This window comes from Bacteroides difficilis (genome assembly GCF_048319815.1).
Classification (GTDB): Bacteria; Bacteroidota; Bacteroidia; order Bacteroidales; family Bacteroidaceae; genus Bacteroides; species Bacteroides zhangwenhongii.
This window is the reverse complement of record NZ_CP182814.1, coordinates 3718354-3732891: the sequence shown is the minus strand read 5'-3', so window position 1 is coordinate 3732891 and position 14538 is coordinate 3718354. Positions and strand designations below refer to the sequence as shown.

Below are 14538 nucleotides of genomic sequence, written 5' to 3'. Positions count from 1 at the left end.
TAGAGCCACTATTATTTTTCAATTATCCAGTCTCCTATCGTGCAGCGTTCACTATCAAAGTTGATCGCCACTTTCACGACCGGAAGTCCACACAAAGCGAAGCGTTCAGGATAATTCTTCAGATTGATCTGTTCCATAGCTTCACCGGCAGTCTTATCAAGCTTCAACTCCATCACATAGAGCGTGGTTTTCGTACGAAGCACCACATCCACTCGACCACGGGGAGTACGGACTTCAATATCCACAAAAGAACCCAATAAGCTGAAAATGATGTAGAACATCTGCTGATAGTGACCTTCATACCTCGTATTATCACAATAAGGAATGGTGGACAAGAAAGTCTGCAGCCGACGCAACGCAGAATCCATATCATCATTACGGATATCACGGGAAAGATAAGCTACCATAGTAGTAGTTTCCCGAGTTTTGCTGGCCACGTAATTAGGTAAAAGGCTTTTCATTAGCCCCAACCGCACTTCTTTGTTAGGAATATCCAACGTATACAGGTCAATACTCTCATCATAATCCTTGATAGTGATATAACCACTCTGATACAATAATGGAATAATATCAGTTATTGTTTCAGTAGGAGCATCAAAAGCGGAAACTTCCGCATGGTTATTACCGATCTCCGAAGGTTCCACACCAAACTTCTCCAACATCTTTATCAAGTATGTAGGAGTACCGCTACCGAACCAGTAAGAACCAAATTTACCGTCCGCGAAAGCATTCAACAGACTGAACGGATTATAGATGTCGGGAGACGGATAAGTGAAATGGTAACCGTCATAATTCTCCTTTAACTTCAGCAAGACTTCTTCAGGTGTTATTTCCAGTTTCGCAGCTAATCTCTCCACATCCTCTTTCATTTGCGTTAGCATTTCATCCTCCGTTATTCCGCAGATCGCAGCGTATGGCTCATCCATGCTGATATTCTTGATATTATTCAATTCGCTAAAGATACTCAACTGAGAGAACTTGGTGATACCCGTCAGAAACACATACTTCAGATAAGGATCACAAGCCTTCAAAGGACTATAGAAGTTACGCATGATATTACGTAATATACCTAGATTTTCCTTTTCATGCACCACATCAAGCAAAGGAGCATCATATTCATCTATAAGAACTACAACTTTTTTTCCCGTCTTTTCATAAGCGCGCTTGATAAGACGAGTTAATCGTAGATTAGCATCACCGCCAGTTGTATCGAGGCCGAAGGTCCGCTCATAGTCTGAAAGCATAAAGTCAAGCAAACGTTCCAAACGCTCCTTATCCACATGCTTCGCCATACTCATATCGAAATGGAGCACCGGATACTCTATCCACTCTTTCTCCAACCCTTCCATAGCCAACCCTTGAAACAGATCCTTACGACCAGAGAAATAACTATGCAAAGTAGAAGTAAGCAAGGATTTACCAAAACGGCGAGGACGACTCAGAAACACATAGCTAGAGGCCGAATGTGTCATCTGATAGATATACTCCGTTTTATCTATATAGAGGTAATTACCCTCACGAATCTTGGAAAAAGTCTGTATCCCTATAGGGTATAATCTTTGCAAAGCTTCCATATTAATATCTATATTTTCTTTAGAGCCACTATTATTTTTCAATTATCCAGTCTCCTATCGTACAACGTTCACTATCAAAGTTTATCGCCACTTTCACGACCGGAAGCCCACACAAAGCGAAGCGTTCAGGATAATTCTTCAGATTGATCTGTTCCATAGCTTCACCGGCAGTCTTATCAAACTTCAACTCCATCACATAAAGTGTGGTTTTCGTACGAAGCGCCACATCCACACGACCACGGGGAGTACGGACCTCAACATCCACAAAAGAACCCAATAAGCTAAAAATGATGTAGAACATCTGCTGATAGTGACCTTCATACCTCGTATTGTCACAATAAGGAATGATGGACAAGAAAGTCTGCAGCCGACGCAACGCAGAATCCATATCATCATTACGGATATCACGGGAAAGATAAGCCACCATAGTAGTCGTTTCCCGAGTTTTGCTGGCCACGTAATTAGGTAAAAGGCTTTTCATTAGCCCCAACCGTACTTCTTTATTAGGAATATCCAACGTATACAGGTCAATACTCTCATCATAATCCTTGATAGTGATATAACCACTCTGATATAATAATGGAATAATATCAGTCATTGTTTCAGTAGGAGCATCAAAAGCGGATACCTCCGCATGGTTATTACCGATCTCCGAAGGTTCAACACCGAACTTCTCCAACATCTTTATCAAGTATGTAGGAGTACCGCTACCGAACCAGTAAGAACCAAATTTACCGTCCGCAAAAGCATTCAACAGACTGAAAGGATTATAGATGTCGGGAGACGGATAGGTAAAATGATAACCGTCATAATTCTCCTTCAACTTCAGCAAGACCTCTTCAGAGGAAATATTCAATTTCGCGGCCAACATCCCCATATCCTCTTTCATCTGCGTTAGCATTTCATCCTCCGTTATTCCGCAGATCGCAGCGTATGGCTCATCCATGCTGATATTCTTGATATTATTCAATTCACTAAAGATACTCAACTGAGAGAACTTGGTGATACCAGTCAGAAACACATACTTCAGATAAGGATCACAAGCCTTCAAGGGACTATAGAAGTTACGCATGATATTACGTAATACGCCTAGATTTTCCTTTTCATGCACCACATCAAGCAAAGGGGCATCATATTCGTCTATAAGAACTACAACTTGCCTACCCGTCTGCTCATACGCACGTTCTATCAGACCTTGCAACCGCTGATTGACATAAATATCTTCCTCATTTCGACCATAGATTCTTTCATAAGTTGTCAACTTACGTTCCAACTCGCTTATTAATTCATCTTTTCCGACGTGCTTGGCCGTACTCATATCGAAATGGAGCACCGGATACTCTGTCCAATCCTTCTCCAACCTCTCCAAAGCCAACCCTTGGAACAGATCCTTACGACCCGAGAAATAACTATGCAAAGTAGAAGTAAGCAAAGACTTACCAAAACGGCGAGGACGGCTCAGAAACACATATTTCGCAAAATGAGTCATGCGATAAACATATTCCGTCTTATCGATATAAAGGTAATTCTTTTCACGAATTTCAGAAAAAGTCTGTATTCCTATGGGGTATAATCTTTGCAAAGCTTCCATATCAATCATATTTTTCACAAAGCTACAAAAAATATCCGTTCAAAAAGAAAGCAGGCAGAAAACTTTTTCCCGCCTGCTCCTTTTACTTTATATGAACAGCTCCGCAGGTACAAAAGGTACAGTAAATGCACCCCGCATTTTTTCCACACACACGTACGCACGTACTTAACTAATACGCGCACGTGTGCGTGTGTATAGAGAACCCCGAAAAAAGTGTACCTGCTGTACCCGCCATATCCACCGCACCTGATAAACTCATCATACCCGCCACACCCATCGCCAAACAAACACAGTGCTTTATAAGTCCTAAAGCAGTGCTTTACGACCTCTAAAGCTGTGCTTTAGCCTTCGTAAAGCACTGCTCTAACAAATATATCAACTATCTTCACAGACAGTTGATATATCTCACATACAAATCATATCAGCTCCATGCTAATATGAGGGTATAAGTCAGGAACATACCACTGTACTCTTCCCGACCTTTTGGCAACGTCAAACCTTGACGTATAGTTTTGCTATCCGTACTCTTTCCCCATACCTGATATTAAATTCGATTTATATAGGGAGCTTTGTGACTTATTCATATTGTCAAATATCAGCCATAGTAATTGGCACATAGGCTCCATCTTTCATTTCTATAATGACAGAGGGCTCATGCACAATAAGAGTATGCCACATTCCGGCAGGTACTTGTACGCCATAAATACCACTTGCAGGATTCAATTCATGCCTAGCACATTCAACACCTTTTTCATCATAAAAAAGTTCCGTTACATGACCTCTAAGCAGAATGACAGTCTCAATTGTTTTAGTATGACGATGAATAGGAACAAGCGTTCCCGGTAGCAAGGCATTGAGCATACGCTGAGAAGTGTCACCTTCACCATTACGCAAATCAAGATTAATGCGCCGCCGCTCATTTGTTCCCGCCTGAGCTAACAGTTCATCAAGTAGCTTGTCATTTATTTCCATAATTATTTCTCATTAACTTTTGCACGCAAATATTCTTCGTGTAGGTAATAATATTTTCTCTTGAACAAGACATAGACGATACAAAGCAACACCAACATATACTACGAATGTGATGATAATCATTTCCAAAAACAATAAGAGAAACTATTCTACCCTAAGTACAACTTCAAATCCTTCGGCAAAAAAGACTCCCCACTGCCCTCCCCTCATAGCAGCCAATCCTGTAATATACTCAGCCGAACGAGGATGAGGATAAGGCCTCATCACCCCTCTATACATACTCAAGGCTTGAATTTTAGCCTCCACGCCCTCTTTACCTACTTCAACAAAGCAGTTAGGATTAAAAGTCATCATCGCATTATTAATTTTCCATTCCGTACAAGAAGGTACCTCCATATACCAAAACTCCTTCACACGCTTCACCTCTGGTCTGCGCTGGAATAGCCGGATCGCCTCCTGACACGCCATACTAGTCTGTAAGTGATCATTGTTTGTGTCTGCCGGATGATGTGTAATAATAATATCAGGCTCACTTTCTTTAATAGCAGCCTCAATAAACTGCACCAATTTCAGGTGAGGTACCATATTCATTTCAATGTTCGGAAACATTCCCTCATAAATTCTATTCACCCCTAGAAACTTATTCGACGCATTTGTATCATTTTCCAGTTCATTATCTTCTGGACGGAACGCCCTTGCCTTCGCCTCTGTACACATAATGCATACATCCACCGCATGGCCCTCTCTGCACCATTTCCATATTGATGCACCAGCACCTAATGTCTCATCATCTGGATGAGCAACAACCAACAAGTATTTCATGATTCTTACACATATTAAATTATAACAACTTCACATATTTATTATTTTGTCAAGCAGCCTATCAATACACTTAAAAATTACTACAATGGTTTACTTGAGATAACAGCCTTTATGAAATTAATATCTAATTTGCAGTACTCAAAAGCATCACTTCACTAGTCTCACCAGATAGTCATACAACCACTGCGGATACCTACCCACTGCAGTCGAAAATATCGCTAGTACCGTCCACCAAATCAATTTAATATCATACCACCAAGCAACAAAGGTATCACTATTCTCAATCTTGTGCACATACCACACATCCAGTTTTAGACGCGTAGGCAATACCTTCTCATTATACTCCGTCTCATCCTCAAATTGGTCACCATAAATATAGTCGTAAAGTGACGAAGGACTCGTCAGTCCACAAGACAACCTAGCCACGCACAAATTTTCACTACCACGAGTTACATCCATTTGATCTACGGCGGCAGGACGAGGACCAACGACAGACATCGTACCATTCAGTATATTTAGCAACTGAGGTAACTCATCAATTTTCAACCTACGCATCATTTTACCCCACCAGAAAATGCGATCCTGGTCCGGACGCAACGAAACCTCATTCGCACACCTAGCCACACGCATCGAACGAAATTTCCACATTTTAAACTTTTTGTTATCTTTACCCACACGATTCGCAAAGTAGAACAATGGACCAGGATCACTCATTTCTATAAGGATGATAGACACAATCCAAATAGGAGATGTTCCTATAATTCCCAAAAGAGCACACCACACGTCGAAAATACGTTTAACAAATCTGTATACCATATTCTATTCTTAATTTGTAACATTCAATGTTAGTAATACCTTTCCCCAATAATTACATACAGACAAGACAACAGACACCATGCGTTCTGCTGAGTAATAAGGTATACAACAGAACGTATTCATCACTAAATGTATTAAATTGACTATTGGAAACGATCTATATTTTGAGACTATCATCTATTTTAACATTCGCTTTCTAACCACTATCTGTAGGAATTTTATAAAGATATTTATTATTTCATGTTTCTGTTATTTTTTGTGATCTCCAACTTTTTCAGAGAATCTTCAAAACTCACGATCTGATAGTCAAAGTCATACTTACTCATAGATGGCTCATAATAAGAAGATGCAAACATCTTACTGACAGGTTTTAGGAATTTGGAGCTAAACCAAACAACAGGATTAAATAATCTCGAAATCCAAATTTTATGATTATATTTTTTTGCAAAGAAACGTACAATCTCCACTGTATCAGCCAATTCCGCATTCTGCGGATAAAATGTTCCACCTTTCTCATGTAGTATCACCTGCTTCACAAATTCACAAAGATTATCAATATAAAGCATACTTCTCTTATTGTGCCATGCAGGAAAAACAGGAGTCTTTGTACCTAACCAACCCAATCGCAAGAAATTTCCTTTACTATTAGGACCATAAATCATACAAGGACGTAGATTTGCTACCTTGAAAGTCTCAGATGCCAATGCATTCAATCCCTTCTCCGCCTGCAATTTCGAGTCCCCATAGAAATCATTAGGTTTGGGCTCAGTAGACAATGTTACCATATGATCCCTCAAGTCCTTACTCGACTGATACACAATCTTCGATGACATAAACACAAACTGCTTCACACCACATATCTTGGCATGCTTAGCAATCTCCACAGTAAGGTCACAATTCACTTTATAGTACAAAGAAGCCATCTCCGGCTTCGGATCCACATGCGCAATACCTGCCACATGGAACACTACATCATATTTCGAAAAATCTGCTTCTTTCCACCCCCCATTCATTGTATCCACCGTATCTACCTGAAACTGCCCAGATGTCTTCATGAGCCATTTCTCCACCGATATACCAACGTAACTGTTGGCTCCTGTTATCAATACCTTAATCATACTATTTGTCCATTTATTACTTTATGAGAAACCTTGCATATAGGTATAAGCACCTCATCCCACTTACTATCATAATACATTTCATCCACCTCACAAATACCCATCTGCTTCAAGCACTCTACCTTCTCGTGAAAAAACGGATGGCGTCCAATGCCCAAAATGTGACCATTCTCTTGTATCAGTGTGGTGCCTACCAGCTCTACGTTCATTCCCTTAAAAACCTCGCTAAGAAAATACATTGAAGAGGCAGACAACACAACCACCCTATCGCCTTTGGTAAGATGCTCCTGCACTTTCGAAAACACAGGGTTAAGCTTAAAATTCTTAGCTTGTTCACAGCTTGCTTTAGCAAAAGCCGCCACATCCGAGTGGAACAACAATTTCAGCATCTGCTCCTTCTCAAACTTCACAGTTGTAATCTTCAGTTTAGCCAGTACCTTCAGCAAATAGTAATATACTCGATACAGTTTTCTACATCCCGTCATCTGCTCGTTAAACAGTTCTGTCATACTATCCTTGTACGAAAGAGTTCCGTCAAAATCAAATACTATTGTCTTCATTTTTAACGTCGGAAGAATCGCTTGATGTTCTTAAGGCTGAACAAGTTTGACATATTAAACTGTATGGCCGACCACACACTGGCATACGACCAGTTAATGAAGCAAGTGTTCTTGAAGCTCCAAAATCCCTTAATTCGCCCCATCTTCTTCACATAGTTCAACACATCCACCGGAAAGAACCAGCGAATGTAAGTTTCACCCATCCGGTAATCAGTCTCCAAAGGTAACTTCATACACAAACGCACATAGTTGGTCAGTAAATTCCTTCCGCTAAATTCCGAAAGCATGATGCTCCCCCATACTCTTGGATTGGCCTCAATCACCTTATATTTACCCGTCCGCTCGTCCAGCAAGAACTCCAGCATCACCAATCCATTCCATCCTGCCATATCCAGAATTTTCTGACCTTCTGCTATCAACGGCATATTGATATGCAGTTTCGAGAGAACCGTCACTCCTCCCGTTGGTGGGGAAGTCCTCAAACGCTGATGACTGTATGCTTCCACCAGATTACCCTCATGATACAGATAAAAAGTACCCTGCACATCATGTCCATTAGGTATCAGCTCCTGTACCAAATAAGGCTCTTTCTGTACCTTTTTGCGTATTTTTTCAGTATAGTCCTCAAGATTATACAAGCGGTACTGACCTTCACTTCCTGAACCTATGCAAGGTTTCAGCAGAATAGGAAACTGCTCAGGCTTTAAAGCATCAATCTCCTCTACTTTGTAATGAGCAGGCGCACTCAGATTGTGTTCTGCACAAAAGTCATTCAATCCCTTCTTATTACGAAACTGATGATACACCTCCTCCTTTGGCAGAATATATACATAGTTCTTCTGACCATATTTCTTCACAAACTGAAACAAAAAAGCTATCGTCTTTTCCTCCGCAGGCACAAATACCAACAAGTCATCCTTATACTTCTCTGCTATAGCATTAAAGTCCTCCACACATAAACTTTCATTATCTGTTCTCAACACCTCAGCCTTACCTTTGAATATTCTCTCCAAGTGACGCTTCATGCCAGCTGTACCCTCGATATTGCCATAAATCATCGGCACATCGGGGAATACCGAGGTTAATATAGAGATGATGTCGAAAGCCTTGCGAGTCTCCGCGTCAGGGACAAGTATCCTAAACATCGTTTATCTTTTCTTTTTAAATATCACATATTCTATAAAACGGAACGGGTATCGTAGAAACAGTAATGGTTTGCACGACCATATACCATTTGCCTTCAATGAAAAAAGAATATCTCTGTTTATATTCAGTTTATTCGCCATTGTTGACATTGATGCACCGCCCGTTCTCATCGTTTCAAAAGGCACATGAATATATTTTGTCTTCAGTTTATGCACATACATAAATCTCACCAAAAGATCAAAGTCTGCCGATATTCTGAGTTCAGGTTTATAGTACCCGTACTTATCAAAATTCCGTTTATAAGTAAAGAATGTCGCATGTGATGGCATAAGTCCTATACGGAAACATGCCGGAAAGAAAAAACGCGAATAGGTATAGCGCACAGTTTTCTCCAGATTCTCTGGAGTGACCACTCTAATATCGCCATACACAGCCTCGATTCCCTTATTTTCTTCAAAGGTCTTTGCCACGATACTCATTATATCCTTTCGGTGAAAATAGTCATCAGAATTGATAATCCCCACCACATCACCTGTAGCCATTCTGATCCCCTTGTTCATTGCGTCATAAAGTCCCTTATCTGATTCAGAAATCCACCTAAATGTAAAGGTCCGCCCAACTGTTTCAGATATCTTCTTAAACCTCAATTCGTAGTCTTTCAGTATCTGAATCGTAGAATCTTTTGATGCGCCATCTACAACGATATACTCCAAATCATTGTAGTCAAGTGCCAAAACAGAGTCCATGGTATTCACCAGAGTTTCAGCTCTATTATAGGTTACTGTAATTATGCTGATCTTCATTTGTTGCTTTATAATTTGATATTCCAATTTTTTAAAATATAATCTCTCATATTACGTTTATCTTCTGTAATAACATTCCCATCAATACCTAAAGCTTTCATGCATTCAAAAATCTTGGCATCCACCATAGTTCGATACCACCAGCTTTGAATAAAAGCAAACAAAAATCCCTGCTTACCATCCAAGATCAGCCCGTTCACGAAATACCTGTACACAAAATAGGCAAAACTTCTCCAAAACAGTGGTAGTTTGTTATAACTACCCTTCTTCTTGTGCTTTTGGTTAGCCTGCTTACCCCATGCCAAATCTTTATCTTTGTTTTCAGATAATTCATAAAGGTCGTTCAGCACCGAGGCGGCTTCCCTTTGAGCATAATCCAAATGTTTCCGGCAGTAATCCGAGATATTGATTAAGGAGTGATCACAGAAGTCATTCTCCATCATGATTGAACGCCCCTCCTTCAAGGCCAAATGTTCATCCATTAGTCGTGTATCATATCGTCCGTATCCGTTCCTATACATTCGCATCATGATAGTAGGATATCCTCCATGTCGCACCCATTTGCCCATAAATATATGCCTACGCTTCAACTCAATACCAGTGATATTTTTATCCAAAGTAGGTACACGTTCAGTAAGTTCCTGTGCAAGCTCTGGTAACAAATATTCATCTGCATCTATTCTCAATACCCATTCTGTCTGGATGTTAATATTATCTATGGCCCAATTATACTGAGCCGCTTGATTTCCAGGCCACTCATGTTCTACCACTTCTGCACCAAGAGCTAAAGCTATTTTTTTTGTATTATCAATCGAATAACAATCTATCAATACTATTCGTTTAGCCAGCAGCTTCACATTTTCTATACAACGTTTTATGTGTAACTCCTCGTTGTATGTAAGAATAATAACTGTTAAGTCTAACATAATGTATATCAATCGTAATTAATATATTAGTCTTTGATTCTTGCACACATCATGCTGGAAACCTTATTCAGAAGAATTGCAAATAAGAATGTTACAACTATCCAAACCAGTAACATCATACATTTATTGCTGATATATGCATTACATACTTCTATCAATGGCTGGTGCACAAGATATATCTCATAACTGATTCCAGAAAGCCATATAAGCGTCTTGCCTCCTTTCGCCACATTCAGATTTGCATACAGAGCCATAAATGTAATAAACCCTGCACTGATTGCAGAACCAATTGCCATTGCTTTATGACTTTCGTTCCATCCCAATTGATAAGCATATAAAGACACGCTCACCATCATCAATGCTAACATCAACAGTACCTTTTTATGATGTTTTGCAAATGCCATCAGTTCATTTCCCTTTGCAAACACAAGAACACCTGTGAATAGAAATAATGGCGGACCAGCTTTCGAATAGGTAGTAAGATAGGTCTGTCCATAAACATACCCTATCAGTAACAAAACCAAAGCCAACGCCCACCAACACCATTTAATCTTATCAATTCTGATATAGGATATGACCACAAAACAGAGATATAACATCATCAACATGGTGATATACCATAAATGTCCTGATATTCCAAACGGACGTACCCATCCAAGACCAACAGCATTAAATGTAATTGTCTGAAGCTCCAGTCTTCCTGTCAGCAAATACTCAAGCGGTATAGTTATTAGAATCAATATCCACAAAGGTATAAAGATTCGCACGCACCTTTTCTTCAAAAAAACAAATGGAGCAAATGGCTTAAAGTCCTCCTTCCTCCATTTATATCCAAACAATAATGCAGAGATAACAAAAAACAAACTTACCCCGCCCACACCAACTTGCAGCCCTATATTATTCAACCAGTTATTTCCCAAAGAACTGATATAATGGTCAAATAATATAGCAAACATGGCCAAAACTCTGATCCAATCCAAATTATAATTATGTTTCATTTTTGTTTATCAATAGTCAGTTACACACAAATTAGCTCTAATAACTCTGGAATACAATCATGTATAGTCAGTTCACTTCTCTTGCTCTTGCCCTGTTCGTACCGCTTTACTGCCTCAACAATACTTTTTGCAGAATACGGTTCAAATACCTCAGATGGCTTGCAAATAGCATGAGTAAATGGTAAATTAGACGAAATAATATCACAACCCGCATACAGTCCTTCTACGATTCCGAGACCGAGGCTTTCATTCAATGACGGATAGATTACCGCCTTACTTTTTTTATAGAGTTTACCTAATTGTTCAAACGGTACTTTACCATGATTTACAATCCTCACTCCTTTTGCAATAGCAGCATTAACTTTCTCAATATATTGAGGATGATTCCAAACCGTCAAGTGTAGCGGAATGTCAAGTCCATCTCGGTGCAATAATTTCCATGCCTCAAGCAATTCGTCATGCCCTTTGGCAAAAGTATAGTTACCAACAAAGATATAGTCCGACCTCACTTCATCACCCTTAGCATTGAAAGTTTCAGGTATTGTGTATATTGGATACCTAAAAAATGTTTTCCCTTTCCAAGGCAATGTTTCCTTTATCAGTGTTTCAGTATTTGAGGTCTGCACGACCCAGCTATCTGTATTCTTGGCAAAGCTGGTAATAAACATCCTTTTCAGCCAATTTTTGACTTTCCAGCTTACAGGCATATCATCCTGTTTCATCAGTAGACTCAGATTATGAAAATAGGTATGCACCCTACACGGCATTTTTATAGTTGGTGGCACATTAGCCATACAAAGCACAGAATGGAATTCCTTTTTATGGGTACAATAGTACCTATGTCTCTCCAGAAAAGAGGGTTGCATGACCACCACCTCTCTCGCTCCTAACTCAGAGTTTAGTTTCGGACAACGAGCGTCTTTTATCAATACATAATCAGTTTTTGCTTTAGTTAAACCATCTATCAGTCGATTTAGTACAGTCAAAGCTCCTCCCATATTAATGGTAAGTGCATCAATCAAAATTGGTTTCATACGTTCATCTCCCTCCTGTAGCTATAGAATACAGTCTTGGCATGAGGCGTTGACATATCATTCCTGTCCAGACAGCCACAATTATCATAATAATAGGATTAATTAAATACATCAATGCCAAAGACAAATCATTGCATCCAAACATTACCAAGCCCAGTTTTTTTATAATATTAAAAGTAGGTTCATGAAATAGGTAAATAAAAAAAGTATACGACATTAGTTTTTTCATCCGATTCGATATTAGATCCTCCTCTCCAACAAGCATATCATATCCTCCCCAAATAGCCATAATACCTATCACACTTATCACCTGCTGATAATATGGATTGAATACACTTATTGGTAAAGAAACAATACCAGATGCAAAAAGTCCCCCTGTTAGATATATCGTGATACATGCACAAACTAAAGGTTTGGTTAGTAGTCTTTTCAGCACCTCAAAATCATAATGTATTGCCAATATGCCTCCTAACACAAAATAGGTAACCCCACAGCGATTTATACCTCCAAATAACAATAGCAATGTCAAATACGTCAACAACGGTAGTTTCTTGATACCGACATAAATAACGGGACTTAATGTCACATATAGTATCAGATCCCGTAAAAACCACAACTGAAAACCTGCAGGTTTCAGAAACAGATAAGCTAGCGTATCCTGAGGCTTATAGAAGTCTATATTAGATACAACATCACTGTTCACAAAGATCGAAACGCCCGGAATATATTCAAGCACAACATACCAACTCACAAATATAATATTCCAAATTACATAGGGAACCAACAAGCTCTTCACACGCTTTCTCATCCGAGGCAAGCAATCGCCAATAGTGTTGACACCCCTATAAAACAAGATGCCCGATATGAAATAAAACAAAGGCACTGCCGCAACACTCAGCCCCGCTGTCCCCGTGAAGTTTTGTAGTGCAGACGACACTGGCTTTAGAATAGAAGAATCATAATTAGCATGTATTACCATAACGAAATATATTGCTACAAAACTCAGTACCGAAATCTTCTGACTGTTATATTGGTTTATCATCATATCTATGTTTTACTACAAGGTCCATCCATCAAGGTGGTGGTGCCTGTCTCTTTAAGATCGTTAATTAACTGGATTAAACGTTCAGCAGCACACTTCGGATTCCACAAGGTATGTATATCCATGCAGCCTTGTTCAGCCAATTGTTTTCGATATTTGGGGGCATCTATCAAGCTCTTTACTTTCTGATATAGATCTCCTATATTATTACTCTTAAATATAAGACCGTTTTTCCCATTAAGCACAAGGTAAGGAATAGCACCAATTTCATCACTACCTACCAAGCAACACCCTGCTGCCATGGCCTCATTAGCTACAGCCCCCCACCCCTCTTGCCTGTCGGAGGTAAACAGGAAGATATCACAGTTCTTCATAGCTTCCAGTATTTGTTCATTGGGCATATTGCCATGAAAAGTTACTATTCCCTCCAAGCCATGACGCTTGCTCCAAGCCTCCTGGCTATTTTTTAACTCTCCATCTCCATACATATCCAAATGGAATCTATAACCGTCTTCTTTCAATAATTTTGCACATTCTGTTGCCAACTCCGGATGCTTCCAATCAATGAATCTAGCACACCACATAATACGAACACAAATGTTTTGCTCCCTAGGTTTTTGTCTTAAATATCCCTCCGGTACAGCAGTGAAGTATCCCCATTTAAAATGTTTTCCTTTTAAGCAGCCTAATAGTTCATTATCTCTTACATCAAATGCACTCGCAGATAATCGGTAGATAGGTTGACGCCTGAACAAAGATTGATGCAGCCACCACCATTTTAGGAGACGTGGAGAAAGCATGTTCTTCCAACCTCGTTTAAGCCAACGCTCACCTACTTCAAATGTCAGTTTTCCTGTCTTCGCCCGCTCAATTTCCCACTCAAGATTGCCTGCTCCAAACACACACACGTCCGAATATTTATTTAAATCATGTGCACGTGCTTCTGCTGTCTTTGATTCAGATGCCAGTATGCAATAGGGCCGAGTACTATAGTCCTCTCCACCTTTTAATTCTCTATCATCTCTTGGATAAGTGGCTACAAAGCAAAAATTGTTACCTAATATCTTGTACATCTCGTCGGCAACAGCAACCTGATGATGGTTGAGATAGTTGAAAAAGAATGTAATTATCATATC

General features: G+C 39.6%; 14 protein-coding genes. All 14 read right to left on the bottom strand.

Annotated elements, in window-relative coordinates; all coding sequences use genetic code 11:
- Positions 1-11: 11 nt before the first annotated feature.
- Positions 12-1574 carry an ATP-binding protein gene (locus ACNOGP_RS14375; RefSeq protein WP_418213114.1) on the bottom strand — a complete coding sequence of 521 codons (1563 nt, stop codon included), beginning with the start codon at positions 1572-1574 and terminating at the stop codon, positions 12-14.
- A gap of 31 nt (positions 1575-1605) precedes the next feature.
- Positions 1606-3165, bottom strand: a complete 1560-nt coding sequence (locus tag ACNOGP_RS14370; RefSeq protein ID WP_418213113.1) for an ATP-binding protein — start codon at positions 3163-3165, stop codon at positions 1606-1608.
- A gap of 588 nt (positions 3166-3753) precedes the next feature.
- On the bottom strand, positions 3754-4137 hold the full coding sequence (locus ACNOGP_RS14365) for a WbuC family cupin fold metalloprotein (RefSeq protein ID WP_418213112.1): 384 nt from the start codon (positions 4135-4137) through the stop codon (positions 3754-3756).
- A gap of 144 nt (positions 4138-4281) precedes the next feature.
- On the bottom strand, positions 4282-4959 hold the full coding sequence (locus ACNOGP_RS14360; RefSeq protein ID WP_288214315.1) for a PIG-L deacetylase family protein: 678 nt from the start codon (positions 4957-4959) through the stop codon (positions 4282-4284).
- Between the two features lie 147 nt (positions 4960-5106).
- Positions 5107-5775, bottom strand: a complete 669-nt coding sequence (locus tag ACNOGP_RS14355; protein ID WP_288214314.1) for a sugar transferase — start codon at positions 5773-5775, stop codon at positions 5107-5109.
- A 233-nt stretch (positions 5776-6008) separates the two neighbouring features.
- Positions 6009-6893, bottom strand: coding sequence for an NAD-dependent epimerase/dehydratase family protein (locus tag ACNOGP_RS14350; RefSeq protein ID WP_288214313.1), 885 nt, complete (start codon positions 6891-6893; stop codon positions 6009-6011).
- Entirely contained in the window at positions 6890-7453 is a 564-nt protein-coding gene (locus ACNOGP_RS14345; RefSeq protein ID WP_288214312.1) for an HAD family hydrolase, read from the bottom strand. The genes ACNOGP_RS14350 and ACNOGP_RS14345 overlap by 4 nt, the downstream gene beginning before the upstream one ends.
- Before the next feature lie 2 nt (positions 7454-7455).
- Complete coding sequence (locus tag ACNOGP_RS14340; RefSeq protein ID WP_288214311.1) at positions 7456-8598, bottom strand: hypothetical protein; 1143 nt, start codon at positions 8596-8598, stop codon at positions 7456-7458.
- Positions 8599-8601: 3 nt separating this feature from the next.
- Entirely contained in the window at positions 8602-9402 is an 801-nt protein-coding gene (locus tag ACNOGP_RS14335; RefSeq protein WP_288214310.1) for a glycosyltransferase family 2 protein, read from the bottom strand.
- An 8-nt stretch (positions 9403-9410) separates the two neighbouring features.
- Positions 9411-10328: a glycosyltransferase family 2 protein gene (locus ACNOGP_RS14330; protein WP_418213111.1), complete on the bottom strand. Its 918-nt coding sequence runs from the start codon at positions 10326-10328 to the stop codon at positions 9411-9413.
- 26 nt (positions 10329-10354) lie between these two features.
- Positions 10355-11326: an acyltransferase family protein gene (locus ACNOGP_RS14325; protein WP_418213110.1), complete on the bottom strand. Its 972-nt coding sequence runs from the start codon at positions 11324-11326 to the stop codon at positions 10355-10357.
- A 20-nt stretch (positions 11327-11346) separates the two neighbouring features.
- Complete coding sequence (locus ACNOGP_RS14320; RefSeq protein ID WP_288214307.1) at positions 11347-12360, bottom strand: glycosyltransferase; 1014 nt, start codon at positions 12358-12360, stop codon at positions 11347-11349.
- 4 nt (positions 12361-12364) lie between these two features.
- Complete coding sequence (locus tag ACNOGP_RS14315) at positions 12365-13405, bottom strand: acyltransferase family protein (protein ID WP_418213109.1); 1041 nt, start codon at positions 13403-13405, stop codon at positions 12365-12367.
- A gap of 2 nt (positions 13406-13407) precedes the next feature.
- Positions 13408-14535, bottom strand: a complete 1128-nt coding sequence (locus ACNOGP_RS14310) for a glycosyltransferase (protein WP_418213108.1) — start codon at positions 14533-14535, stop codon at positions 13408-13410.
- Between the last annotated feature and the right edge of the window lie 3 nt (positions 14536-14538).

Excerpts from the sequence above, each read along its gene's own strand:
- ACNOGP_RS14335 (WP_288214310.1), bottom strand. The coding sequence starts at position 9,402 with ATGAAGATCAGCATAATTACAGTAACCTATAATAGAGCTGAAACTCTG.
- ACNOGP_RS14370 (WP_418213113.1), bottom strand. The coding sequence starts at position 3,165 with ATGGAAGCTTTGCAAAGATTATACCCCATAGGAATACAGACTTTTTCT.
- ACNOGP_RS14320 (WP_288214307.1), bottom strand. The coding sequence starts at position 12,360 with ATGAAACCAATTTTGATTGATGCACTTACCATTAATATGGGAGGAGCT.
- ACNOGP_RS14310 (WP_418213108.1), bottom strand. The coding sequence starts at position 14,535 with ATGATAATTACATTCTTTTTCAACTATCTCAACCATCATCAGGTTGCT.
- ACNOGP_RS14315 (WP_418213109.1), bottom strand. The coding sequence starts at position 13,405 with ATGATGATAAACCAATATAACAGTCAGAAGATTTCGGTACTGAGTTTT.
- ACNOGP_RS14340 (WP_288214311.1), bottom strand. The coding sequence starts at position 8,598 with ATGTTTAGGATACTTGTCCCTGACGCGGAGACTCGCAAGGCTTTCGAC.
- ACNOGP_RS14375 (WP_418213114.1), bottom strand. The coding sequence starts at position 1,574 with ATGGAAGCTTTGCAAAGATTATACCCTATAGGGATACAGACTTTTTCC.
- ACNOGP_RS14355 (WP_288214314.1), bottom strand. The coding sequence starts at position 5,775 with ATGGTATACAGATTTGTTAAACGTATTTTCGACGTGTGGTGTGCTCTT.
- ACNOGP_RS14350 (WP_288214313.1), bottom strand. The coding sequence starts at position 6,893 with ATGATTAAGGTATTGATAACAGGAGCCAACAGTTACGTTGGTATATCG.
- ACNOGP_RS14345 (WP_288214312.1), bottom strand. The coding sequence starts at position 7,453 with ATGAAGACAATAGTATTTGATTTTGACGGAACTCTTTCGTACAAGGAT.
- ACNOGP_RS14330 (WP_418213111.1), bottom strand. The coding sequence starts at position 10,328 with ATGTTAGACTTAACAGTTATTATTCTTACATACAACGAGGAGTTACAC.
- ACNOGP_RS14365 (WP_418213112.1), bottom strand. The coding sequence starts at position 4,137 with ATGGAAATAAATGACAAGCTACTTGATGAACTGTTAGCTCAGGCGGGA.
- ACNOGP_RS14325 (WP_418213110.1), bottom strand. The coding sequence starts at position 11,326 with ATGAAACATAATTATAATTTGGATTGGATCAGAGTTTTGGCCATGTTT.
- ACNOGP_RS14360 (WP_288214315.1), bottom strand. The coding sequence starts at position 4,959 with ATGAAATACTTGTTGGTTGTTGCTCATCCAGATGATGAGACATTAGGT.